This window comes from Sedimentitalea sp. XS_ASV28, from assembly GCF_041224545.1.
GTDB lineage: Bacteria > Pseudomonadota > Alphaproteobacteria > Rhodobacterales > Rhodobacteraceae > Sedimentitalea.
In genome coordinates, this window is sequence record NZ_JBGFGP010000166.1 from 203,124 (window position 1) to 224,442 (window position 21,319).

A 21,319-nucleotide genomic window follows, 5' to 3' on the forward strand; every position below is an offset into this window, starting at 1 on the left:
GTGGGCGCCGCGCCGCCGGACAAGCTGAGGCTGGACAAGTGGTTGTGGCAGGCGCGGTTCTTCAAGACCCGCACCCTTGCCGCCAAGCAGGTCAGCGGCGGGCATGTGCGGGTGAATGGCGAGCGCACGCTCAAGCCGGCCTATGGCGTCGGCGCCGGAGATGTGCTCACCTTCGTTCAGGGGCGGCAGGCGAGGGTGGTCCGGATTGTCGAGCTCGGCGCGCGGCGCGGCCCTGCTGGCGAGGCGCAGGGTCTTTACGAGGATCTCGCACCGCCAGAGCCGCGTCAGCCCCCGCCCGAACGGGCCGGAGAGCGACCGACGAAAAAGGCGCGCAGGGCGCTGGATGCGCTGCGCACGGTGGATGAGGGCGATTTCTGATCCGATTTTTATGGTGAATGCAGAACTCGCGCCCAACATTCGCCGCTGGGTAGAACGTGGGTTGGCCGATTGGTCGCAAACGCCGGAATTCGGCCCTGCGCGCGGATGCTGTGGCGGATTGCAGACTTGAAGTACCGGCGGCGCTGAATTAGCTAGTCCGCCAACACGTGAACCGGAAAGCCCATCATGACCTATATCGTGAACGACGCCTGCATCGCCTGCAAATACACCGATTGTGTCGAGGTGTGTCCCGTGGATTGTTTCTACGAAGGCGAGAACATGCTGGTCATCCATCCGGATGAGTGTATCGATTGCGGCGTGTGCGAACCGGAATGCCCTGCGGATGCCATCCGCCCCGACACAGAACCGGACATGGACAAGTGGGTCGAGTTCAACCGCAAATATGCGGAATTGTGGCCGGTGATCATCACCAAGAAGGATCCGCTTCCTGAAGCCGAAGAACGTGATGGCGAAAGCGGCAAACTGGAGAAGTATTTTTCCGAGGCGCCGGGCGAGGGCGGTTGATCGGGCGGACAGTAATTCGGCGCTGTCCTGCGTCGATTCCGCCGGAGTGACCGGCAATCGTCAACAAGTTTACGCACGTCCACTTCCGGAAGCGGTAAAATTATGCTATGATACTGTCGCAAATGGTATCAAAGTCTGGGAAAATGCCCTCCTCCGCACTCATCAGGAGTGGCTCAGTCAAGTAAACGAACGCCGTCAGACGGGGCATTGTCGTGCGCCGCTGCGGGTTTTTGCCGTCTGAACCAGTCGCAAGCAAGGACTATCTGAATGACCAAATCGAAGAAGCTAGATTTCCGTCCCAACGAATATGTCGTCTATCCCGCGCATGGCGTGGGCCAGATCGTTTCGGTTGAGGAGCAGGAAGTTGCCGGTATTACGCTGGAGCTGTTCGTGATTTCCTTTGAAAAGGACAAGATGACCCTGCGGGTTCCGACCCACAAGGCAACCGAAATCGGCATGCGCTCGCTGAGTTCGCCCGACGTTATCACCAAGGCGATGACGACGCTCAAGGGCAAGGCCAAGGTCAAGCGGGCCATGTGGTCGCGCCGGGCGCAGGAATATGAACAAAAGATCAATTCCGGTGATCTGATCGCAATTGCCGAAGTTGTCCGCGACCTGCACCGCACCGACGATCAGCGCGAACAGAGCTATTCGGAACGTCAGCTTTACGAAGCCGCGCTCGAACGTCTGACCCGCGAAGTGGCAGCCGTCGGCGGGGGTGACGAGGATATCGCGGCCAAACAGGTTGGCGACGTCCTGATGTCGCGGGCGGCGTAACGTCGTTACGACCTCATGCCTGTCACGCTGATTTTAACGAGATTCGAACGGTGGCCCATTGGGGCCACCGTTTTTCGTTCCGGCTGTCGTTGCAGCGCGACCGGCTCCTGCTCCTGCCGGAGCCGGATGTGCCTCGGCGCGTTGCCTGGCCGCGCGCACGAACAACGACGTCCGATCGGCGCGCGAAACATGAGCGACCAGCCCGAACCGCGACGCCGTCTCAGGACATCGCGTCGATAAGGCGGTATCACCGACAGCGGACAATCGACATGCGCCAGCCGGCGTTCTAGCGTGTGCCGTCGCGGACAGGACAAGGAAAACGACATTGGCCGACACGGGAAACGCGGGGTGGTTCGAACGCGTCTTTATCGATCTGGGACGACAGATGCGGTGGTCGTTCCTGCCACCTCTGATGATCTACTTTTCTTATGGCGTGTCCGGGCTGACCGCGATTGTCGGTACGTTTTTCGTCAAGGATTATCTTGGTTTGTCCGCCGCGTTCCTGTCCGGTATCGCTTTCTGGGCGGGCATTCCTTGGGCGCTCAAGATGCCCCTTGGCCATCTCGTCGACCTGATTTGGCGCTACAAGGGCTGGCTGATCTATCTCGGGGCGGCGCTGATCGCATCCAGCCTTGTCATCATGTATCTTCTTGTCACCGATCCCGATGCCATGGCTGCGATCCTGCCGATCAGCGCCTGGTACGTGATCAGCGTCCTGCTCGCCCCGTGCGGCTATGTGATTCAGGACGCAGTGGCGGACGCCATGTCGGTCGAGGCGGTGCCCCGGCTGGATCGCGATGGCGAACCCATTCCCGAGGAACAGTCTCGCGCTATGCACACCACGATGCAGACGCTTGGCCGCTTTGCCCTGATCAGCGGTACGGTGGCGGTGGCGGTGTTGAATATCGTGATGTTCGCCAGCGCAGAAGACCTGCCACAAACCGCAAAGGCAGGGATTTATGCGCGGATTTATCTTATCGCGCTGATCATTCCGCTTCTGTCCGTTTCCGGTGTTGCGCTCGCCGCTCTGCAACGCAGGTATGACAAACGACGGCTGCTGGGGCTGGGCAAGACGGAAATCGAGATCGAAGCGGCGCTGGGGCGCGATGGGGACGAGCCAACGCCCAATCACTGGTATTTTACCGGCGGTGCGATTTACGTGGTCCTGACGCTCGCAATCGGTCTTTCGGATTTCGCCTATTCCCAGGAAGTCGTGTTCGTCGGTTCGATGGCTATCGTGTTGTTCCTGATGAGACAGCTGATTGCGGTGCTGGAACCGGCCAAGGCGCGGATGCTGGTCGGGACGGCGATCATCATCTTTGTCTTTCGCGCCGTGCCGTTGCCGGGCCCGGGTCAGACGTGGTTCGAGATCGACGTGCTGGGCTTTGACGAGCAATTCCTGTCGGTGCTTTCCCTCATCACCTCGGTGCTGACGCTGGCCGGGATCATCCTGTTGCGGCCAATGATGGCCAAGCGCCCGATAACACAGATCATCCTGCTGCTTACATTTGCGGCGGCGATCTTGTCCTTGCCGAATATCGGTCTCTTTTACGGGGTGCAGAACTGGACAGCGGCGCATACCGGCGGACTCGTCGATGCGCGGTTTATTGCGATACTCGATACGGCGGTCGAATCGCCGCTGGGGCAGGTGGCGATGATCCCCATGCTCGCCTGGATCGCCCGCAATGCGCCGCCAAACCTCAAGGCGACGTTCTTTGCGGTCATGGCGTCCTTTACCAACCTCGCGCTTTCGGCCAGTGCGCTTGCAACAAAGTACCTGAACCAGCTGTTCCTCGTGACCCGTGAAGTCCGGGACCGGGCGACCGGCGCGATCGAGGTTGCTGCGGATTACAGCGAGCTTGGCTGGCTGCTGATTACCGTGGCGGTCTTGGGGCTGGCCTTGCCGCTGGTCGCGATTCTGGTCGTTCAGCTGTCGCGGTTGCGCACCACCGATTGACGATCACGGCGCGGCAATGGCCAGCAGGGCCAGCAACACCGCGATTTCCGCGAGTTGTTCTGCCGCGCCGAGTATGTCGCCGGTTTGCCCGCCGATGCGCGCGCGGGCCAGCAGGGCCAGAGCCAGTACGAGCGTCGCGGCACAAAGCCAGCCGCCGACAATCGCCGGGCCGACCGCAATCCAGCCAGCAAGGAACCCCAGCGCGACCGCGACGGCGACCGGACCGCGCGGCGGTCTGCCAACCTTGTGTGACAGCCCCGACTCACGGACATGCGGCAGACCGTGCATCAGAAGCGGCAGAAAGCTGCGGGCCAGCACGGCGGCAGCGATCACCGGTCCGGCTCCGAGCGGCAGCAGAGCGGTGAGCGCCGTCCACCGCAACCCGACTGTCAGGATCAGCGCCAGAACGCCATAGCTGCCGATGGCGCTGTCCTTCATGATCTCGAGCCGGCGCTCGCGGGTCCAGCCGCCCCATAACCCGTCGGTCGTATCGGCCAGACCGTCCTCGTGCATGGCACCGGTCAAGACCACCTGCATGACGAGCACCAGCCCCGCCGCGACGGGCGCGGGCAAACCGATTGCAAGGCCGGTGATCCCCGCAAGCCCCGCGATCCCACCGACGACAAGCCCGACAAGCGGAAAGGCCCAGACCGCGTCGGCTTGTCGGGCAAAGGCCACATCCGGCAATCGGGGCAGGGGCAGGCGGCTTAGAAGGGCAAAGGCGACCCCGACGTTCAACCCCCACGCGCAGAGAATGTCGGGTTTGCGCATATGCTGGCCTTTTCCTGTGTTGTCGCGGGTTGCGCAATGGTTAAACACGGGGGCGGAACCCAATGCAACGAGGCTTTGAATGCGACCTGACCTGACCGATCTGAATGCGCTGCGCGCACTGCTTGCCGATGCACCGCAAGAGGACGGGACGGCACGACAGGGCGCGGCAGAGCGCAACGGTCAACTGACCAAGCCGCCGGGGGCTCTGGGCCGGCTCGAGGATCTGGCGCTCTGGTACGCAGGCTGGCGCGGCAATCCGCGCCCGGTCCTTGCATCGCCGCAGATCATCGTCTTTGCCGGCAATCACGGGGTGACGGCACAGGGTGTGTCGGCTTTTCCTGCCGATGTCACGGTGCAGATGGTGGCGAATTTCCAACATGGCGGAGCCGCGATCAATCAACTGGCCCGGGCGGCAGGGGCGTCGCTGGACATTCACGCGCTCGAACTGGACCGACCGACAACGGATTTCACGCGCGGTCCTGCGATGTCGGAGCAGGATTGCCTGAGCGCGCTGCAAGCCGGCTGGGCAGCGGTCGATCCACAGGCGGATCTGCTGGTCGTCGGGGAAATGGGGATTGGCAACACCACATCGGCGGCGGCGATCTGTCATGCGCTTTTTGGCGGAGCGGCCGGAGACTGGACCGGACGCGGCACCGGCGTGGACGAGGACGGTCTCGCGAACAAGGTGCGGGTGGTCGCCGAGGCAGTGGCATTGCATCCGCAGTCGGACGGGCTCGACGTGTTGCGGTGTCTTGGCGGGCGCGAGGTGGCGGCGATGGCGGGCGCAATTGCCGCCGCGCGCAGCCTGCGGATTCCGGTCGTGTTGGACGGGTTCATCTGCTGTGCCGCCGCCGCCTGTTTGCAGGCGGTCGATGCCGGGGCGCTGGATCACGCAGTGGCCGGTCACCTGAGTGCCGAAGGCGCGCACCGCGCCCTGCTCGACCGTTTGGGCAAGGAACCGCTGTTGTCGCTCGGCCTGCGGCTTGGCGAGGGATCGGGCGCGGCTCTGGCCATCAACATCGTCAAGGCTGCGGTCGCCTGCCATAGTGGCATGGCCACCTTTGCCGAAGCCGGGGTCGCCGCCGGATAGGCGGCTGGCAGGCGGATCAGGCCGATTTCCTGCCCTCTTCGCTGGCGCGGTTGGTCAGGGCGAGCTCAAGTTCCTTTTCCAGTTCGCGTGCGCGGGCGAGATAGGCGGTATTTTCGGTCGGCGGAATGTCCGGATCCCAGACTTCGGCCAATTGTTGCACCGCATACCGGTCGTGATCATAGAATGTGCGCTCTGCCGCATCGGCTTCGAATTCGCTGAGCCCGACATTCTCCAGCACGTATCGGCCCGCGCGCAAGCTGGCGTCAAACATTTCGCGCACGATGTCATTCGCTCCGGCGCGATAAAGCTCGTAGACATGGTTGCGATCATGCGCCCGCGCCACGATATGCAAATCCGGCCGTTCGCGCCGCGCATAGGCCACAAGCCGCGTCACCGCCTGCCGGTTGTTCATCGCCGCGACCAGCACCCGCGCCTTGCCGAGCCCCGCGGCCTTGAGCAGTTCGGGCCGCGTCGGATCTCCGAGAAAGCCCTTGTAGCCGAAACGGCGCATCAACTGGATGGTTTCCATGTTGTTGTCCAGCACGACGGTCTTGAAACCGCTGGCCTGAACGAGCCGGTTCACGATCTGTCCGAAACGGCCGATTCCGGCGATGATCACCGGTCCTTGTTCATCGATCGAATCCGCCTCGTGGCCCGGGCTCTTGTCCCGCATCCGGCTTGAGATGAAATCATAGGTGATGAACAGAAGCGGCGTGATCAGCATCGACAGGGCAATGATCAGCAGGAGCTTTTCCGAGACCGACGTTGGAATGACCCCTTGACCGACCGAAAAGGCGATCAGCACGAAACCGAATTCACCGGCCTGCGCGAGGCTCAGCGTAAAGAGCCAGCGATCGCGACCCTTGAGGCCGAAGGCGCGACCAAGCACGTAAAGCACGATGCCCTTGGCCAGGATCACCAGCAACGCAAGACCGATCAGATCGGCGGGTTCCGAGAAGAACAGGCCAAAATTGATCCCGGCGCCGACCGTGATGAAGAACAGCCCCAGCAACAGCCCCTTGAAGGGTTCGAGGTCGCTCTCCAGTTCATGCCGGAATTCGCTGTTTGCGAGGACCACGCCGGCGAGGAATGCGCCCAGAGCGGGCGACAGGCCAACCAGCGTCATCAGGAACGAGATACCCACGACAATGCTGAGGGCGAGCGCGGTGTACATCTCGCGCAGGCGTGACAGGTGGATATATCTGAACAACGGGCGGGTCAGGTAGATCCCCGCGAGGATAACCGCCGCTACGGCACCGATCGTGACGAGAGTGACCCCCCATCCGGGCAACCCGTCAACCAGCGACAGCTTGTCCGCATATTCTCCTTCCGCGGCGCGCTTGATCGAACCGTCGGCATTGAGCGACATGTTCGGCGCGCTGGCCAGCAGCGGCAGCAAGGCGAGGATCGGGATAACCGCGATGTCCTGTGTCAGCAGCACCGAGAACGCCGCCCGGCCGCCGCCGGTCTGCATCAGACCTTTTTCGGACAGGGTTTGAAGCACGATCGCGGTCGACGACAGCGACAGGGCAAGACCGATGGCAAGCGCGACCGACCATGATTGCCCGGCCGACATGGCCGCCGCCATCAGCGCCAGCGTGCTGATCGTGATCTGAAGTCCGCCCAGGCCGATCAGCCGGTGCCGCATGTCCCAGAGCGCCCGGGGTTCGAGTTCGAGCCCGATCAGGAAGAGCATCATCACCACGCCGAATTCGGCGAAATGCTGCAACTCCTGGGTTTCGCTGCCGACCAGCCCCAGAACCGGCCCGATGACGATGCCTGCGGCAAGGTATCCAAGCACCGATCCGAGCCCCAACCGGGCGGCAAAAGGCACCGCGATCACCGCCGCAGCCAGATAGATCGTGGCCTGATACAGGAAATTTTCCATGAAAGAAGGGTCCTTTTCCCGGTCAGGTGGGGAGTGGTGCGTCGCGCTTCAACTGGTCCATCACGATCTGGCTCTGCACCCGCGCGACGACGGGATGGGCCAGCAACACGTCATGGATCAGCGCGTTCAGCGCCGGGAGATCTTCACAATACACCCGCAACAGGTAATCCGCATCGCCGGTCATTGTCCATGCGCTGGTGATCTCGGGACGGGTCTGGATTAGTCGCGCGAATCCCCTGGATTGTTCCGGGCCGTGCGTGCCCAGTTGAACCTGGATGAACCCCTGCACCGTCAACCCGAGGCGCAAGGGGTCGAGCCGTGCCGCGTACCCCTGGATATATCCCATGCTCTCCAGCCTTTGGCGACGGCGCCCCGCCTGGCTCGAAGACAGGTTCAGCATTTCGCCCAACTGCTGCGCGGTCAGGTGTGCGTCCTTTTGCAACGCAGCCAGAAGGCGGGTGTCGGTCGAATCGAGCATGTGCGGGATACCCTCGAAATTCGCAGGATTCGCGCGGGAATTGCGCGCATCAACTGATTGGCATGGCCGAGATTGCGCAGAAACCGCGTTTGGTCTGTCCTATATGTATCAAAGCGAACAGCATCAGCAACAGGAGACATTCAGGATGGGCCCATTTCCGCATAATGCCCCGAAATCCGTCATCAGCGACGAAAACCCGGCCGGCACCGATGGATTCGAATTTGTCGAATTCGCCCATCCGGAACCCGAGGAACTGCGCAATCTGTTCGCTCGCATGGGGTATGCGCGCGTCGGGCGGCACAAGTCGAAGGATGTCGAGCTTTGGCAGCAGGGCGACATCACCTATGTTCTGAACGCCGAACCGCAGAGCTTTGCCGCACGATTTGTCGAAGAACACGGCCCCTGCGCCCCGTCGATGGGCTGGCGCGTGGTGGATGCCCAGCAGGCCTTTGACCACGCGGTGTCCAAAGGGGCCGAGCCTTATGAGGGTGATGACAAGACCATGGATGTTCCCGCGATCAAGGGCATCGGTGGCAGCCTGATCTATTTCATCGACCGCTATTACGAAACCAGCCCCTATAATGAAGAGTTCGAATGGCTGGCCCAGTCCAAGCCGCGCGGTGTCGGGTTCTTTTACCTCGATCACCTGACTCACAACGTGTTCAAGGGGAACATGGACAAGTGGTTCCGCTTTTATGGCGACCTGTTCAATTTCAGGGAAATCCGTTTTTTTGACATCGAAGGCAAATATACAGGTCTGTTCAGCCGCGCGCTTACCTCGCCTTGCGGGCGCATCCGGATCCCGATCAACGAGGACCGGGGCGAGACAGGCCAGATCGTGTCCTACCTCAAGAAATACAAGGGCGAGGGGATCCAGCACATCGCTGTCGGATCGGACGACATCTATGAAAGCACCGACGCGATTGCCGAAAAAGGCGTCAAGTTCATGCCCGGCCCACCGGAAACCTATTACGCGCTCAGCAAGGATCGTGTTGTCGGTCACGAAGAGCCGCTGGACCGGATGATGAAGCACGGCATCCTGATCGATGGCGAGGGCGTTGTCGATGGCGGCGAAACAAAGATCCTGTTGCAAATCTTCAGCAAGACGGTGATCGGCCCGATCTTTTTCGAATTCATCCAGCGCAAGGGCGATGACGGGTTTGGCGAGGGCAACTTCAAGGCCCTGTTCGAGAGTATCGAGCAAGAACAGATCGACAGCGGCGAACTCGTCGGTCACTAAAGCGTCTCGCGATTGACTTGAAACATCTGGTATCACCTAACGCGTTGAAATCTATGATTTCAGGCAGCGTTAGGTACTTCAGGTTTATCGCGAAATGCTATAGAGTTTCGCGCTGGTCTTGTGTGATCCGAGCCTTCAACGTGTCCGTGTGAGCGTGGATCGTGAAGCATTCTGACGATGCGAACAGCAGGGCGGATGTAAAATCGTGGGCCTTGCTTGCCGCCGTTCCAATATCTGCGACACCGCAAGCTCCGACGGGCCTGCGGTGTTTTTCATCTGGGATGGTGGGTCATCCGCGCGGCATCGTGAGCGTCACGTTGCGGCCGCTCTTCTGATAGCGCAACTCGCTGTCGCCAATCGCGACGATCTTGCCGCCATCCACCCGGTCGCCGACCTTGACCTTCTGATAGCGCCCGCTCGGCAGCCGGATCAGGGCGCGCCGGTTCGACGGTGTTCCGTATACGCCGATCAGGTTGATCCGGCGCAGGTTGATTGCATTGTCCAGCGTCGCCCGACGCGCGACCGAAGCCGAAGAGGGAATAGGCGGCGTGACCGTTTGCGGTGCCACTGTTGCAGCGGCGACCTGCGTGGAAGGGCCGGCGGTCTGTTTGCGGACGGTTTCCACCTTGGTGGAGAAATTTCGGGGCCGGACTTTGGGCGTTCTGGAGAGCACGACGGCCAGCGCCGTGGGTGTCTCGTCGCGCTCGGCCTCCTGCTTTTGCGTGCGCGGGCGGGTCTTGGGCCGCACCTTGCCCAGCTCGGAGCGTGTGAGACCGCCAAGCTGCGCCCGCTCCGTTTGCTCCGCGAGATCGGAAGGTCGCGATTTCGGGCGAAGCTGCGCCAGCCGGTCGCGTCCGGCATCAAGGTCGGGCTCGGCTTCAAAGCGCGTTGGAGGGGCAGGCGGCACGACGGGCGGCTTGCCCAGATACACCCGGATACCCTCCGGGCTCAGCGCGCCTTCGGGGGTCGGGATTACCAATCCGTCATCGCCGAGGGTAAATGTGGTTCCTGCAGCGGCGGGCGCGGCGACCGCGTCAAGCGGCTGATCGGTATCCAGTGTGGCTATGGCGGGCAGCGCCAGGGCATCCTGGGCAAGATCGGTCCGGTCGATCGAAACCTCGTAGAGATCGTTCAGATCGTCTGTTTCGGGAGTTGCCGGAGCGACCGGCGCGCTTTGCCGCTGGTCGGTCGCGGCGGCAAGCGGTGCATCCTGCGACGGAGTGACGGGCGCCACCGCATCCGGCTCGATACCTGCGGTTTCGTCCGCTCGCCCGTCGCCAGGCGCCTCGACGGCAGGATCGCTCGGCGCGTGGGTTCGCGCGTCCGGGGTTGTCGGCACCGAGACGATGGCTTCTTCCGCTTCCGAGCCGCGATCGAACAGCCCAGCGATGCCGTCATCAAGGAAAAGCGCGGCCCAGGCGGCGACGCCCGCCAGGAACAGCAAGAGCACCGCCATCAGGATCAGGCCGAGATGTCGCGGCTTGCCCCCGACTGCGGTCTTGTCGCGGTCACCGAATACGGTCAGGCGTTCCGCTTCGTTCTTCGGTTGCGGCACCGGCTCTGGTGCGCGCTCGGGTTCCGTGACCTTGGGAGCCGGAATCGCCGATTGGGGAGATGCCGGCACGGAAACCTGCGGGGCAACCTCCTGAGTCGGGCGGATGATGACCGGTTTGGACGGTCGGTCTCCGGCGGGCCGTGGGACTGTGTCTGCGGGCGTGACGGGGTCGGTGACAACGGGCGCGGGCTTTGGCTTTTCGTCGCCCGTGGCATCCGCGACAGACGCAGCGGGCTCACCGCGCGACGCACCGGCGAGACGCGGGGCCGACGATGGTTCATCGCCCTGGCCGCGGCGGCTGACGAAAGGCACGGGATCATCCGGGAGGTCTTCGGGGGCGGCGGGGGCGTCGGCATCACTCGTCTCGACCGGGTCTTGCGGTGCCGGGTCGATGAATGGACCGACGATCGAGACGGGGTGCTCGTCGCGCTCGAGCGACGCGCCAGCCGGAAGTCCGCCGGCCTCGCCAAAGAAAGGTTCACCGTCAAACGTGCCGTCTTCGGGGATCGCGACAAAACTGACCGGTTCGAACCCGTGCTCGGTTGCGAAATGTTCCGCTTCGGCAAGCGTCGCGTGGGCGAGCGCGGCAACCTGTGTCCGTTCGGCTCCGATCTTCAGGTCGTAGGCAAGTTCTTGTAGCGTATACGGCGTGGCTTTGGCCAATGCGGCGAGCGCCAGATCGCGGTTGGCATCGTCGTCAGGCCCGGTGGCCGGAACATCGAGATATCGAATCTGATCGTTCGGAATGATGAGCTTGCAGAGCGGTCCGCGCGGATCGATCTCGATCGCGCGTTGGCGCAGGGTCTCCAGAACCAATGCCAGGTCCGGCGCGTCGAGGCTGACCTCTCCGACCACGCGCCATCCGTCCACAGCCCTGTGCAGCAGCGCGATGCCCTCAAGGGACAGGGAAAGCGCAAATCCCGGTTTCATTAACACACAGCCCTCAAGACCCAACCCACATACGGCACGTGTCCGTGGCGGGACTTTAATGCAGGAGCCGACCGAGGAAAAGGGAAAGCCAGACACCCTCTTGCGCTGACGGCGGGTAGATGCCCATGTGGACATCAGCGAAAATGGAGGATCCCATGATACGACACAAGACAGGTTTGGTCGCGCTCGCGGTGATGATTGCCACGACATTAGCGATGCCTATTACCGCGCAGGAGCAACCGCGCCAGATCATCGTGACCGGAGAGGGTGAAGTCGCGGCAACCCCCGACATGGCGACGATCACTCTGGGCGTCACGAACGAGGCACGCGAGGCCAAGGAAGCGATGGCCGCGACCTCGGCGGCGGTCGCGGAGGTTCTCGAACGGCTGACATCTCAGGGAATCGCCCAGAAAGATATTCAGACACAGCACTTGTCGCTGAACCCGGTCTGGTCCGGGCGTGGCAATTCGGGAAATTACGAGTCGAAAATAACCGGGTTCACCGCCAGCAACATGGTCATGGTGCGGGTGCGTGACCTCGCGACATTGGGTACGACGCTGGATGCAGTGATTTCGGCGGGCGCAAACGATTTCAATGGTTTGCAATTCGATATTCAGGAGCCGCGACCCTTGCAGGACGCTGCACGCCAGGCTGCGGTCAAGGACGCGCTCGCCAAGGCGCAGTTGCTGGCCGATGCGGCGGGAATCACGCTTGGTCCGATCGTTGCCATCACGGAACAGGGGGGCGGTGGCGCACGGCCGATGATGATGCAGACCGCCGCGATGATGGCAGAGGCATCAGTTCCGGTCGCTGCGGGCGAGCTCAGCCTGTCCGCGCTGGTCTCTGTGGTTTTTGCAATCGCGGATTAAGGGGCATGGGGCCGCGTATCGCGGCCCCGCACAGCCTATAGCATTTCGCGATAAACCTGAATCACTCAACGCCGCCTGAAATCAAAGATTTCAACGCGTTAAGTGATACCACATGTTTCAAGTCAATCCCGAAACGTTTTAGCTGGTTGCCTTGGCCAGGGCCTGATCGAGATCGGCGATCAGATCGTTCGCATCTTCGATCCCGATTGAAATCCGCACCACATTGGCCTGCGCGCCGGCGGCTTCCTGCTGTTCCGGTGTCAGCTGCCGGTGCGTGGTGCTGGCCGAGTGGATCACCAGCGAGCGGGTATCGCCCAGATTGGCCACGTGGCTGAAGATTTCCAGCGCATCCACCAGCTTGATGCAGGCGTCATAACCGCCCTTCACCGCAAAGGTGAACAAGCCGCCGGCACCTTTCGGGCAGATAGATTTCATCCTGTCGTAATAGCGCGAGGATTCCAGCCCGGCATAAGTCACGTATTCCACGCGCGGATCGTCTTCGAGCCACTTTGCCACTTTCCTGGCATTCTCGACATGGCGCTCCATCCGCAAGCTGAGCGTTTCGATGCCCATGAGCGTGTAATGCGCGGCCTGCGGGTTCATCGTCATTCCAAGGTCGCGCAGGCCGATGGCGATACCGTGGAACGTATAGGCCAACGGACCGAAGGTTTCGTGGAATTTCAGGCCGTGATAGGCCGGCTCCGGTTGGCTGAGCGAGGGAAACTTGTCATTCGCCGACCAGTCGAACTTGCCGGAATCGACGATGCAGCCGCCGGTTACGGTGCCGTTGCCGGTCAGGTACTTGGTGGTCGAATGCACGACCAGCGTTGCACCATGTTCGATGGGGCGGCAGAGATACGGCGTGGCGCTGGTGTTGTCGACGACAAGCGGGATACCCGCTTCGTCGGTCATCGCCGAGATCGCATCCAGATCGGTGATATAGCCGCCGGGATTGGCGATGGATTCACAGAAGACGGCCCGCGTGTTGTCGTCGATCGCCGCCTTGACCGCATCAAGATCGTCGAAATCGACGAAAGTGGCAGACCAGCCGAAACGCTTGATGGTATTGCTGAACTGGGTGACGGTGCCGCCATAGAGCCGGGTCGAGGCGACGATGTTGCAGCCGGGCTGCATCAGCGGGAACAACGCCATGATCTGCGCCGCATGACCGGAGGAGCAGCAGACAGCGCCGACGCCACCTTCAAGCGTTGCAATGCGCTCTTGCAGGACCGCGACGGTCGGGTTGGTCAGGCGGGAATAGATATAGCCGACCTCTTGCAAATTGAACAACGCCGCTGCGTGCTCTGCATCGCGAAAGACATACGCGGTGGTCTGGTAGATCGGTGTCTGGCGCGCCCCGGTGGCGGGGTCCGGGCGTGCGCCGGCGTGGATCTGAAGCGTGTCAAAGCCATAGGTGGGGCCGTCGGTCATGGTAGTCTCCCTGATGGAACGTTGCGCAAAGACCTATGCCATCGCTCAGGGCATGACAACTCTCGCTTGCGCCGGTCCGGCGGTCAACCCGGTGCGCAGCCCGTCGGGGAAACGCGGGTTTCCATCGTGCGACACCGCAGGCCGGATCGGTAGCAAAGATGTCACCCGAACTGTCTGCCCGTTGTTGTCATGTGACCGATGTTACCGACCGGCGCATGGTCTCAGAAGGTTGGGGGTGTGCAGGCGCTGATAATGATGCAATCCTTGTCGCCGATATTGCGGAAGCGGTGAGGCAACTGGCTGTCAAAGAGATAGCCATCCCAGGGATTGAGAACGCGGACCTGATCTTGGACGGTGATTTCGATCACCCCGGCAACAACGATTCCCGCTTCCTCGCCGACATGACTCAGCAGGTCGGGGCCGGTATCCGCGCCCGGCGGATAGACCTCGTGCAGCATCTGGAGGGCGTGGCGCGAGGCGTCGCCGACCTGACGCAGCGATACGCGCGCCGCTGCGGAACCAAGGCCCATGTCCTGTGGCGACAGTTCAATCAATTCGTCAGCGTTATAGAAGTATTTCGGCGAATCGTTGGTTTCGAACTCGGAAAAGAACTCGGACATGGTCATCGGGATCGCATCCAGCAATCGCTTGAGCGAGGCAACCGACGGGCTGCTCTTGTTCTGTTCGATGAGCGAAATCGCACCATTGGTCAGGCCCGCACGCCCGGCGAGATCGCGCTGTGTCAGGCCACGTGTTTCCCGTACAGACCGAAGTTTGCCGCCAATATCCACGTGTCTCGTCCTTTGCTGATCCGCTTGGTTGAAATATTAATCCTCAGGACCTGTGGGCGTCAATCATCTTGTTAGCTGATAATAAAGGAAAATATTACCATTCCAGATTTTCCTTATGGATGATTGGAAAGGCTTGCTCCGGTGTGAAAATAATATTAAGCAAGAAAATAATCATTTTGATCAGCCGTTCAGATGGAGAGCGACATGGCCACTGCAACCAAGGCAGACCCCAAGAAAACCGCGGCGTCCAAGACCCGCACGCCTCGTAGCACGACGAAAACCACCGCTGCAAAGACCGCGGCGCCGCGCGCGACCAAGGCGGCGGCTGGCCAGACCGGCGGCAGCAATGCCGCATTGCTCAAGCGGCGCGAAGCTGCGGTCGCGCGCGGCGTTGCATCGGCCGCACCGGTTTTTGCCGCCCGCGCCGAGAATTCGGAACTGTGGGATGTGGAAGGCAACCGGTACATCGATTTTGCCGGCGGCATCGCTGTTCTGAACACCGGCCACCGTCATCCCAAGGTGATCGCAGCGGCAAAGGCACAGGAAGATCTTTATACGCATACCAGTTTTCAGGTCGTGCAATACGAGCCCTATGTCGCCCTCGCGGAAAAGCTGAACGCGCTGGCCCCCGGTGATTTCGCCAAGAAATCGCTGCTGGTCACCACCGGCGCAGAAGCGGTTGAAAACGCGGTCAAGATTGCGCGTGCCGCCACCGGTCGTCCCGGCGTTATCGCGTTCTCCGGCGGCTATCATGGTCGCACCAACCTGACCCTGGGCATGACCGGCAAGGTCAATCCCTACAAGAAGGATTTCGGCCCGTTCCCGACTGACATCTTCCGCGCACCGTTCCCGGATGCCCGCAACGGTGTCACCGTCGACGATGCGCTCAAGGCGCTGCAGACCCTGTTTCTCACCGATGCCGATCCATCGCGCGTGGCGGCGATCATCCTCGAACCGGTGCTGGGCGAGGGGGGCTATCACCCGGTTCCCGCCGAGATGTGGCAGGCCCTGCGCGCGATCTGCGACAGGCATGGCATTTTGCTCATCGCGGATGAAATCCAGTCGGGATTTGGCCGCACCGGCAAGTGGTTCGCCATCGAACACAGCGGCGTTGCGCCCGATCTGATCACCGTCGCCAAGTCAATGGCAGGCGGCTATCCGATCGCCGGCGTCGTCGGTCGCGCCGACGTGATGGATGCCGCCGCGCCCGGCGGTCTGGGCGGCACATATGGTGGCAACCCCGTCGCCTGTGCCGCTGCCCTTGCGGCGATCGAGGCCATCGAAGCCGAAGGTCTGCTGGCCCGTTCCATCGCGCTTGGCGAAACCTTCCGCGCCCGCTTTGCCGATATCGGCGCCCGCACGGCCCCCTACCGGATGTGGGATATCCGCGGCCTCGGCGGCATGCTCGCGGTCGAATTCGTCACCGATTTCGAAACCGCGGCGCCGGACGCGGCCCTGACCAAGTCGGTCATTGCCCATGCGCTCAAGCGGGGTCTGATCCTGCTGGCCTGTGGCATGCATGGCAACGCGCTCCGCATCATGGTACCATTGACCGCTTCGGACGCGATCATCGAGGAAGGTCTTGCGATCTTCGAAGCCGCGCTGGCGGATGCAATCGCGGCATAGGAACGAGGCGTCCTGTCATGCAGAAGTGATATTGCAAGGCAGACAATTGAAGATAGGCTGAGATGATCAGGCCGGATCCCTTGCCGGGGTCCGGCCTGACTTGCCTGAGGACAAATCGGAACGACCAATGTCACATGTATTTCCCCGCCATTCGAAGCTCAATCCTCCGACCGCGATAGCTGGCGAGGGCTGCTATCTGATCGACAGCAACGGAAAGCGATACCTGGACGGCTCCGGGGGGGCCGCAGTGTCTTGCCTTGGTCACGGCGATGCCGAGGTCACCGAAGCGATCAAGGCGCAGCTCGACAAGCTGGCATTCGCGCATTCCGGTTTCTTCACCTCCGAGCCGGCCGAGGCGCTTGCGGACCTGCTGATCGAGCACGCGCCCGGCCAACTCGACCGGGTGTATTTCGTGTCTGGCGGCTCCGAAGCCACCGAGTCCGCGATCAAGCTGGCGCGGCAATACTGGGTCGAAAAGGGTGAACCGCAGCGGGGCCGCCTCATTGCGCGCAAACAAAGCTATCATGGCAATACCATCGGTGCGCTGTCGGCGGGCGGCAATGCATGGCGCCGGGCGCAGTTCGGGCCGCTGCTGCTGGATGTGAGCCATATCGACCCGTGCTACGAATACCGCCTGCGCCAAGACGGAGAGACCGCCGAGGAATATGGGTTGCGGGCTGCCAACGCGCTTGAGAAGGAGATTCTGCGGGTTGGCCCCGAGACTGTCATGGCCTTCATGGCGGAACCGGTGGTTGGTGCAACGGTCGGTGCGCTGCAACCGGCGCCGGGATATTTCAAGCGCATCCGCGAGATTTGTGACAAGTACGGCGTGTTGCTGATCCTTGACGAGGTAATGTGCGGCATGGGTCGCACCGGGACATTCTTTGCCTGCGAGCAGGACGGTATCGCGCCTGACATTGCCTGTATCGCCAAAGGGCTGGGCGCGGGCTATCAGCCGATCGGGGCGATGCTCTGTACCTCTGACGTGTACGACACGATCGCCAATGGCAGCGGATTCTTTCAGCATGGCCATACCTATATCGGCCACCCTGTCGCCGCAGCGGGCGGCCTTGCCGTTGTCTCGGCAATCCTGAACCGGGGATTGTTGCCGCGGGTTCGGGAGCAGGGCGACAAGCTGCAAGAGCGGCTTTCGGACCGCTTCGGTCAGCATCCCCATATCGGCGACCTGCGTGGGCGCGGGCTGTTCAGGGGGATCGAGCTTGTCGAAAACCGCGAGACCAGGGAACCGTTTGATCCGTCACTTGGCATTGCGGGCAAGATCAAGAAGGCGGGCTTCGAGGCCGGGCTCGTGTTCTATCCCATGTCCGGCACGATTGACGGCAAGCGGGGCGATCATATCCTCCTCGCGCCGCCGTTCATCATCAACGATGACCAGCTCGACGAACTGACCGACAAGGTCGAAACAGCAATTTCGGCGGTCATCTGACCCGATACGGAGAAGATCAATGAGGTTTCTGGTTTTTGCGGGCGTGGCTGCGCTGTCGCTGCTGTCACTGTTCGGTGCCGTTTACAGTTGGTGGTTCCTGCTGCCTTTCGCGGGGTTTGCCTATCTGACCGGGCTTGGTGTCTATGATGTGACGCAGAACCGTCACTCGATCCTGCGCAACTATCCGGTGATCGGGCATATGCGTTTTCTGTTCGAGGGCATCCGTCCCGAAATCCGCCAGTACCTGATTGAAAGCGACCAGGACGAAGAGCCGTTTTCACGCGACAAGCGCTCGATCATCTATCAGCGCGCCAAGGGCGTCGAGGACAAGCGGCCCTTTGGAACGCGCGAACGGGTCTATGATTCAGGTTACGAATGGATCACCCATTCGGTGGTGCCAACCCATATCGAGGATACGGATTTCAGGGTCAGTATCGGCGGCGAACACTGCAAGAATCCGTATGACGCCTCGATCTACAACATATCCGCGATGAGCTTCGGGGCGCTGTCGGCCAATGCGATCATGGCTCTGAACATTGGTGCCAGGAAGGGCAGATTTGCCCATGACACCGGCGAGGGCGGAATCAGCCGTTATCACACGCAGGGTGGGGGCGATCTGATTTACGAGGTCGGTTCCGGCTATTTCGGCTGCCGGACGCTTGATGGCCGGTTCGACGTCGCCAAGTTCCGTGACCAGGCCGCCAATCCGCAGGTCAAGATGATCGAACTGAAGCTGAGCCAGGGGGCCAAGCCGGGTCATGGCGGGATGTTGCCCGCCTCGAAGATCTCGGAAGAGATCGCCGAGGCCCGCGGTATTCCGATGGGGCAGGACTGTATCTCGCCGGCGGCGCATCCCGAGTTTTCGACGCCGATCGGGATGATGGAGTTTATCGCGACGCTGCGGGAAAACGGCGATGGCAAGCCGGTGGGTTTCAAGCTGTGCATCGGGCACCGGCGCGAATTCATGTGTATCGTCAAGGCGATGCTGGAAACGGGTGTGGTTCCTGATTTCATCGTCGTGGACGGCAAGGAAGGTGGCACCGGCGCGGCGCCGCTGGAATTTGCCAATCATATGGGCATGCCGCTGATCGAAGGGCTGACCTTTGCCCACAATACGCTGCGGGGCGTCGGCTTGCGGGACAAGCTCAAGATCGGCGCGTCGGGCAAGGTGGTCACCGCCTTTGACATGGCAAAGGTACTGGCGCTCGGCGCGGATTGGGCGAACTCTGCGCGTGGCTTCATGTTCGCGGTGGGCTGTATCCAGGCGCAGGCCTGTCATACCAATCATTGTCCGGTCGGCGTGGCGACACAGGACCCATTGCGTCAGCGCGCGCTTGACGTGACCCGCAAGTCCGAGCGGGTTTTTCGCTTTCACAAGAACACGCTACGGGCGTTGGGCGAGATGACCGGCGCGGCGGGGCTCGATCATCCGGGAAAATTCCTGCCGCATCACCTGCTGATGCGCGAGGCCGACCGCGACATGGTCACCGGACAAGAGATTTATCCTTATCTTCCCGAGGGATTTCTGCTGCGCGAGGAAGAGGACAAGTTCGGATATCTGCTGCGCTGGAACAGGGCGCGCGCGGATGATTTCAAGCCGGTTGATACGTCCTATGTCTGAGCGTGGTCCTCGTCGTCGAGCGGGAAATGACAGGCCGCGGCGTGATCGTCACCGGATAGCGACGGTCGCTCCGCGCGGCACAGCTCCTGCACCTTCCAGCAGCGCGGTGCAAAGGGACAACCGGGCAGGTTGGCCAGGGGCGAGGGCAACTCTCCGGTCAGCTTGATCCGCTCCTTGTTGGCCCCCGGTTCGGCGCGCGGCGTCGCCGACAGCAGCGCCTTGGTATAAGGATGGCGCGGGGCGGCGAACACCGCCTCTTTCGGCCCGGTCTCGACCGCCTGACCCAGATACATCACGATGATGTCGTCACAGACATGGCGCACCACGCTCAGGTCGTGACTGATGAACAGATAGGCCAGGTTCATCCGTTCCTGAATATCGACGAGCAGGTTCAGAACCGCACTCTGGATCGACACGTCGAGCGCCGAAACCGGTTCGTCCAGCACCAGCACCTTGGGATCGAGCATCAGCGCGCGGGCAATTGCGATGCGCTGCCGCTGACCGCCTGAAAACATGTGCGGGTAGCGGTCGAAATGCTCGGGGCGCAGCCCGACCAGCCCGATCATCTCACGGGCCTTCGCCTCGCGCTCGGCGGCGGACATGTCGGAGCGGTTGATGACCAGCGGCTCCATCAGAATGGTGCCGATTCGCTGGCGCGGGTTCAACGAACCATAGGGATCCTGAAAAACGATCTGCACATCGGTGCGCAACTCGGGCCAGGCGGATTTCACCACTGGTTTGCCATCCAGCGTCAGCTCGCCAGCCGTGGGTTCCTCGATCATTGTCACCATGCGGGCGAGGGTGGATTTGCCACAGCCGGATTCGCCCACGACGGCGAGGGTGCGGCCCGCGTAGAGATTGAAATCGACCCGCTGCACTGCGCGCAGGGTCTGAGGCTTGCGAAACATGCCTGCCCCGATTTCATAGTGACGCGCCAGGGCGCTTGCACTCATCACCGGGGCGTTCATGACGCAATCCTTTCATCGCCGTTCAGAGGATAGTGGCAGCGCGCACGGCCCATGGAATCGGGTTGTGGCGCCGGCGGTTCGTTCTTGCACCTGGCGTCCGCGAACTGACAGCGCGGCGAGAACAGGCAGCCCTTGGGCCGGTCGAACTGCCCGGGCACGACGCCGGGAATGGTCGGCAGCCGCTTTTCCGTGGCGCGTTCGGGCAGGGCGCTGAGCAGCGCGGAGGTATAGGGGTGATGCGGCGTCGCGAACAGGCCGGCAACAGGCTGTTCCTCGATCTTCTGGCCGGCATATTGCACGCTGACCCGCTCGGCGGTTTCGGCCACCACGCCCATGTCATGAGTGATCAGCACCAGCCCCATACCGGTGTCGTTGCGCAGGCTGACCAGCAGGTCGAGGATTTGTGCCTGAATGGTCACGTCCAGCGCCGTGGTGGGTTCGTCCGCGATCAGCAGCTTGGGATTGCACGCGATCGCCATGGCGATCATCACCCGCTGGTTCATGCCGCCCGACATCTGGTGCGGGAACACCGACAGGCGTTTTTCCGGCGCGGGGATGCCCACCTGTTCAAAGAGTTCGATGGCGCGCGCGTGGCGCGCCTTGCGGTCCAGCCCGAGGTGAAACCGCAAGGCTTCCTTGATCTGCCATCCCACCGTGAAGCAGGGGTTCAGCGACGACATGGGTTCCTGGAAGATCATCGCCAGATCCTTGCCGACGATACTGCGACGGGCCTTGGGGCTGATGGTCTTGAGGTCGTGACCGTCAAACATCATCTCGTCGGCGCTGATCGTCGCGGTCCACGGCAAAAGCCCCATCAGGGCCAGCATCGAGACCGATTTGCCCGAGCCGGACTCGCCCACGATGGCGAGAACGTCGCCGGTATCGATATCGACATCGACAGAGTCGACCGCGCGGAATTTGCCGGAGGAGGTCGAGAAATCGACGCTGAGGTTGCGGATGCGCAAAAAGCTCATGGT

The 21,319-nt window shown here is 61.9% G+C and carries 18 protein-coding genes; 10 read left to right on the forward strand and 8 right to left on the reverse strand.

The features are described from left to right. From AB9K34_RS20055 to AB9K34_RS20070, 4 genes are all read left to right on the forward strand, one after another. Positions 1-378, forward strand: coding sequence for an RNA-binding S4 domain-containing protein (locus AB9K34_RS20055; protein ID WP_369956271.1), 378 nt, complete (start codon positions 1-3; stop codon positions 376-378). A gap of 186 nt (positions 379-564) precedes the next feature. After that, positions 565-903: a ferredoxin FdxA gene (fdxA, locus tag AB9K34_RS20060; protein WP_085640277.1), complete on the forward strand. Its 339-nt coding sequence runs from the start codon at positions 565-567 to the stop codon at positions 901-903. A 267-nt stretch (positions 904-1,170) separates the two neighbouring features. Beyond that, entirely contained in the window at positions 1,171-1,680 is a 510-nt protein-coding gene (locus AB9K34_RS20065) for a CarD family transcriptional regulator (protein ID WP_369956272.1), read from the forward strand. A 385-nt stretch (positions 1,681-2,065) separates the two neighbouring features. After that, positions 2,066-3,637 (forward strand): hypothetical protein, encoded by a 1,572-nt coding sequence (locus AB9K34_RS20070; protein WP_369956501.1) that lies wholly within the window; start codon positions 2,066-2,068, stop codon positions 3,635-3,637. Between the two features lie 3 nt (positions 3,638-3,640). Here the strand turns inward: AB9K34_RS20070 and cobS are convergent, their stop codons facing one another. Further along, positions 3,641-4,408 carry an adenosylcobinamide-GDP ribazoletransferase gene (gene cobS, locus AB9K34_RS20075; protein WP_369956273.1) on the reverse strand — a complete coding sequence of 256 codons (768 nt, stop codon included), beginning with the start codon at positions 4,406-4,408 and terminating at the stop codon, positions 3,641-3,643. A gap of 79 nt (positions 4,409-4,487) precedes the next feature. Between cobS and cobT the strand changes: the two genes are divergently transcribed. Next, a complete protein-coding gene (gene cobT / locus AB9K34_RS20080; RefSeq protein ID WP_369956275.1) occupies positions 4,488-5,498 on the forward strand; it encodes a nicotinate-nucleotide--dimethylbenzimidazole phosphoribosyltransferase in 1,011 nt (336 codons plus the stop codon). Between the two features lie 16 nt (positions 5,499-5,514). Here cobT and AB9K34_RS20085 read toward each other — a convergent pair whose 3' ends face one another. Together AB9K34_RS20085 and AB9K34_RS20090 are read right to left on the reverse strand one after the other, a co-directional pair. After that, positions 5,515-7,386 carry a monovalent cation:proton antiporter-2 (CPA2) family protein gene (locus tag AB9K34_RS20085; protein WP_369956276.1) on the reverse strand — a complete coding sequence of 624 codons (1,872 nt, stop codon included), beginning with the start codon at positions 7,384-7,386 and terminating at the stop codon, positions 5,515-5,517. Positions 7,387-7,408: 22 nt separating this feature from the next. Further along, on the reverse strand, positions 7,409-7,864 hold the full coding sequence (locus AB9K34_RS20090) for an Lrp/AsnC family transcriptional regulator (protein WP_369956277.1): 456 nt from the start codon (positions 7,862-7,864) through the stop codon (positions 7,409-7,411). 145 nt (positions 7,865-8,009) lie between these two features. On the opposite strand from AB9K34_RS20090, the gene hppD reads away from it, so the two are divergent. Further along, positions 8,010-9,104, forward strand: a complete 1,095-nt coding sequence (gene hppD, locus AB9K34_RS20095; protein ID WP_369956278.1) for a 4-hydroxyphenylpyruvate dioxygenase — start codon at positions 8,010-8,012, stop codon at positions 9,102-9,104. A 289-nt stretch (positions 9,105-9,393) separates the two neighbouring features. Here hppD and AB9K34_RS20100 read toward each other — a convergent pair whose 3' ends face one another. Further along, the gene (locus AB9K34_RS20100) at positions 9,394-11,589 is read right to left on the reverse strand and encodes a hypothetical protein (protein WP_369956280.1); all 2,196 of its coding nucleotides are present in this window, start codon (positions 11,587-11,589) and stop codon (positions 9,394-9,396) included. Positions 11,590-11,744: 155 nt separating this feature from the next. Here AB9K34_RS20100 and AB9K34_RS20105 point away from each other — a divergent pair, with 155 nt between their 5' ends. After that, positions 11,745-12,458, forward strand: coding sequence for an SIMPL domain-containing protein (locus AB9K34_RS20105; RefSeq protein ID WP_369956281.1), 714 nt, complete (start codon positions 11,745-11,747; stop codon positions 12,456-12,458). Positions 12,459-12,596: 138 nt separating this feature from the next. Here the strand turns inward: AB9K34_RS20105 and AB9K34_RS20110 are convergent, their stop codons facing one another. Continuing rightward, on the reverse strand, positions 12,597-13,889 hold the full coding sequence (locus AB9K34_RS20110) for an O-acetylhomoserine aminocarboxypropyltransferase/cysteine synthase family protein (RefSeq protein WP_369956283.1): 1,293 nt from the start codon (positions 13,887-13,889) through the stop codon (positions 12,597-12,599). A gap of 221 nt (positions 13,890-14,110) precedes the next feature. Beyond that, positions 14,111-14,680, reverse strand: a complete 570-nt coding sequence (locus tag AB9K34_RS20115) for a cupin domain-containing protein (protein ID WP_369956285.1) — start codon at positions 14,678-14,680, stop codon at positions 14,111-14,113. A gap of 204 nt (positions 14,681-14,884) precedes the next feature. On the opposite strand from AB9K34_RS20115, the gene gabT reads away from it, so the two are divergent. The 3 genes from gabT to AB9K34_RS20130 all read left to right on the forward strand — a co-directional run bounded on the left by gabT (position 14,885) and on the right by AB9K34_RS20130 (position 19,374). Beyond that, positions 14,885-16,306 carry a 4-aminobutyrate--2-oxoglutarate transaminase gene (gene gabT, locus AB9K34_RS20120; protein ID WP_369956286.1) on the forward strand — a complete coding sequence of 474 codons (1,422 nt, stop codon included), beginning with the start codon at positions 14,885-14,887 and terminating at the stop codon, positions 16,304-16,306. A gap of 127 nt (positions 16,307-16,433) precedes the next feature. Continuing rightward, entirely contained in the window at positions 16,434-17,753 is a 1,320-nt protein-coding gene (locus tag AB9K34_RS20125; RefSeq protein WP_369956288.1) for an aspartate aminotransferase family protein, read from the forward strand. 19 nt (positions 17,754-17,772) lie between these two features. Beyond that, positions 17,773-19,374 (forward strand): FMN-binding glutamate synthase family protein, encoded by a 1,602-nt coding sequence (locus tag AB9K34_RS20130; protein ID WP_369956289.1) that lies wholly within the window; start codon positions 17,773-17,775, stop codon positions 19,372-19,374. Here AB9K34_RS20130 and AB9K34_RS20135 read toward each other — a convergent pair. Both AB9K34_RS20135 and AB9K34_RS20140 read right to left on the reverse strand, forming a co-directional pair. Next, entirely contained in the window at positions 19,365-20,342 is a 978-nt protein-coding gene (locus AB9K34_RS20135) for an ABC transporter ATP-binding protein (protein ID WP_369956291.1), read from the reverse strand. The genes AB9K34_RS20130 and AB9K34_RS20135 overlap by 10 nt on opposite strands. Continuing rightward, positions 20,339-21,316, reverse strand: coding sequence for an ABC transporter ATP-binding protein (locus AB9K34_RS20140; RefSeq protein ID WP_369956293.1), 978 nt, complete (start codon positions 21,314-21,316; stop codon positions 20,339-20,341). Before AB9K34_RS20140 ends, AB9K34_RS20135 begins: the two co-directional genes overlap by 4 nt. Positions 21,317-21,319: the final 3 nt, after the last annotated feature.

What these genes read in the sequence shown, in the direction of transcription:
- AB9K34_RS20130 (WP_369956289.1), top strand. Translation starts at nt 17,773, where the DNA reads ATGAGGTTTCTGGTTTTTGCGGGCGTGGCTGCGCTGTCGCTGCTGTCA.
- AB9K34_RS20105 (WP_369956281.1), top strand. Translation starts at nt 11,745, where the DNA reads ATGATACGACACAAGACAGGTTTGGTCGCGCTCGCGGTGATGATTGCC.
- cobS (WP_369956273.1), bottom strand. Translation starts at nt 4,408, where the DNA reads ATGCGCAAACCCGACATTCTCTGCGCGTGGGGGTTGAACGTCGGGGTC.
- cobT (WP_369956275.1), top strand. Translation starts at nt 4,488, where the DNA reads ATGCGACCTGACCTGACCGATCTGAATGCGCTGCGCGCACTGCTTGCC.
- hppD (WP_369956278.1), top strand. Translation starts at nt 8,010, where the DNA reads ATGGGCCCATTTCCGCATAATGCCCCGAAATCCGTCATCAGCGACGAA.
- gabT (WP_369956286.1), top strand. Translation starts at nt 14,885, where the DNA reads ATGGCCACTGCAACCAAGGCAGACCCCAAGAAAACCGCGGCGTCCAAG.
- AB9K34_RS20140 (WP_369956293.1), bottom strand. Translation starts at nt 21,316, where the DNA reads ATGAGCTTTTTGCGCATCCGCAACCTCAGCGTCGATTTCTCGACCTCC.
- AB9K34_RS20135 (WP_369956291.1), bottom strand. Translation starts at nt 20,342, where the DNA reads ATGAACGCCCCGGTGATGAGTGCAAGCGCCCTGGCGCGTCACTATGAA.
- AB9K34_RS20125 (WP_369956288.1), top strand. Translation starts at nt 16,434, where the DNA reads ATGTCACATGTATTTCCCCGCCATTCGAAGCTCAATCCTCCGACCGCG.
- AB9K34_RS20070 (WP_369956501.1), top strand. Translation starts at nt 2,066, where the DNA reads ATGCGGTGGTCGTTCCTGCCACCTCTGATGATCTACTTTTCTTATGGC.
- AB9K34_RS20065 (WP_369956272.1), top strand. Translation starts at nt 1,171, where the DNA reads ATGACCAAATCGAAGAAGCTAGATTTCCGTCCCAACGAATATGTCGTC.
- AB9K34_RS20110 (WP_369956283.1), bottom strand. Translation starts at nt 13,889, where the DNA reads ATGACCGACGGCCCCACCTATGGCTTTGACACGCTTCAGATCCACGCC.
- fdxA (WP_085640277.1), top strand. Translation starts at nt 565, where the DNA reads ATGACCTATATCGTGAACGACGCCTGCATCGCCTGCAAATACACCGAT.
- AB9K34_RS20100 (WP_369956280.1), bottom strand. Translation starts at nt 11,589, where the DNA reads ATGAAACCGGGATTTGCGCTTTCCCTGTCCCTTGAGGGCATCGCGCTG.
- AB9K34_RS20085 (WP_369956276.1), bottom strand. Translation starts at nt 7,386, where the DNA reads ATGGAAAATTTCCTGTATCAGGCCACGATCTATCTGGCTGCGGCGGTG.
- AB9K34_RS20090 (WP_369956277.1), bottom strand. Translation starts at nt 7,864, where the DNA reads ATGCTCGATTCGACCGACACCCGCCTTCTGGCTGCGTTGCAAAAGGAC.